Raw genomic sequence first — 1,413 nt, 5'->3', positions numbered from 1 at the left:
CGTCGGCCTCGGCGGTCACCCGGGCCCGCCCGGGCTCCCCCTCCATCGGGCCCGCCACCGGGTCCGCCGCCGGCACGGCCGTCTCCTCGGCCGCCGGGGCGGCACCGGCCCGTTCGCCGTCCCGCTCCCGCGCCCGCTCGCCGTCCCGCAGCACCCTGTCGGGGGACTCGCCCACGTAACCCAGCCTCCTCAACGCCCGGCGGGGCACCGGCGAACCCGTATTTCGGGAAGCCGGCACCCTGCCCCGTGTACCTGTACAGTCTCCGCCACCGGCGACCGGATCCGGTCCCCCACACCCCGCCCGACCGGCGGTTATTGCCGTGGCACGGCCGCACCGCGGCCTGTTCAACGGTCAGACGCAGAGCCCGCCACGGCCGGTTCCCCGGCCCGATCGCAAGGTCACGATTCGGAGGCGTACTCGACAAGCCCGTGTGAGAGGCGTCACGCTGTTTCCCATCCACGCGGGGAGGCTTGGATGGGCAAGAGCCGCAGAACTGTTCCCGAGGAGCTCTTGCTGCTCGCTTTGGACCCGGCCACGGGCACCACGGCGCAGCCGCAGACCCTCGACCTCGGACTCGCCGGGGCACAGCTCGTCGAGCTGTCCCTGGCCGGACGGATCGTTCCGGAGGGCGATCGGATCGCCGTGGTGCTGCCACGGCCGACCGGCGACCCGACACTCGACCACGCGCTGGAACTGCTGCGACGACGCGGCAGCCCGGTCCGCGCGGCGCATTGGATCGGCGGGCCCCGGCTGGGGCTGCGGCAGACCTACCTGGCGCACCTGGAGCGGTGCGGCATGGTCACCGCCGTGCCCGGCCAGGTGTGCGGGGTGCTGCCGACGACGCGCTACCAGGCGTCGGACGACTGCACCAACGCCGCGATCAAGCAGCGGCTGGACACCGCGATCCGCACCGGCGTGCCGCCGGACCCGCGGACCGCGGCGCTCGCCGCGCTGGCGCACTCGGTCGGGCTGGGCAAGCACCTCTACCCGGGCAACGAGGGCCGTTCCTCGCGCTCCCGGCTGCGCGATCTGATCCGGTACGACCCGCTGGGCGGCATGGTCGCGCACGCCGTGATGGACGTGCAGAACGGCCTGCCGAGTCAGCAGAACCGTTCCGCCCAAGCGGGACCGACCTCGCCGGGCGCGGGTGGCCGACCCGGCCAGCGCGCGGCGGCCGGCCGTGGCAGCGGCGGCGGCAGCGGACGGGTCGCGGCGTCCCGCGTCGGAGTCCGCTGACGCCTTCGCGCCCGCGCGGCCGACGGGGCCAGCTCCGGAGCCCCGGGGCCGCGCCCCAAGGGCCGTACGAGGCACTCCCGCACGCCGGGCGCGGACCGGCGCGCACAGCAGCGCACACCGCGCCGCTCGCGCCCTACGGCGGCGCCGAGCAACCGGAAGCACCCGGCAGCACCCTG

General features: G+C 75.8%; 1 protein-coding gene. It reads left to right on the top strand.

Translation table 11 applies throughout. The annotated features are described in order from the left end of the window. Positions 1 to 475: 475 nt before the first annotated feature. On the top strand, positions 476 to 1,237 hold the full coding sequence (locus ABD308_RS28890) for a GOLPH3/VPS74 family protein (protein ID WP_344340778.1): 762 nt from the start codon (positions 476 to 478) through the stop codon (positions 1,235 to 1,237). The last annotated feature ends 176 nt before the right edge of the window (positions 1,238 to 1,413 follow it).

The organism is Kitasatospora putterlickiae (genome assembly GCF_039527695.1).
Classification (GTDB): Bacteria; Actinomycetota; Actinomycetes; order Streptomycetales; family Streptomycetaceae; genus Kitasatospora; species Kitasatospora putterlickiae.
The sequence above is the reverse complement of the archived record's forward strand: the minus strand, read 5'-3'. Positions and strand labels throughout refer to the sequence as shown.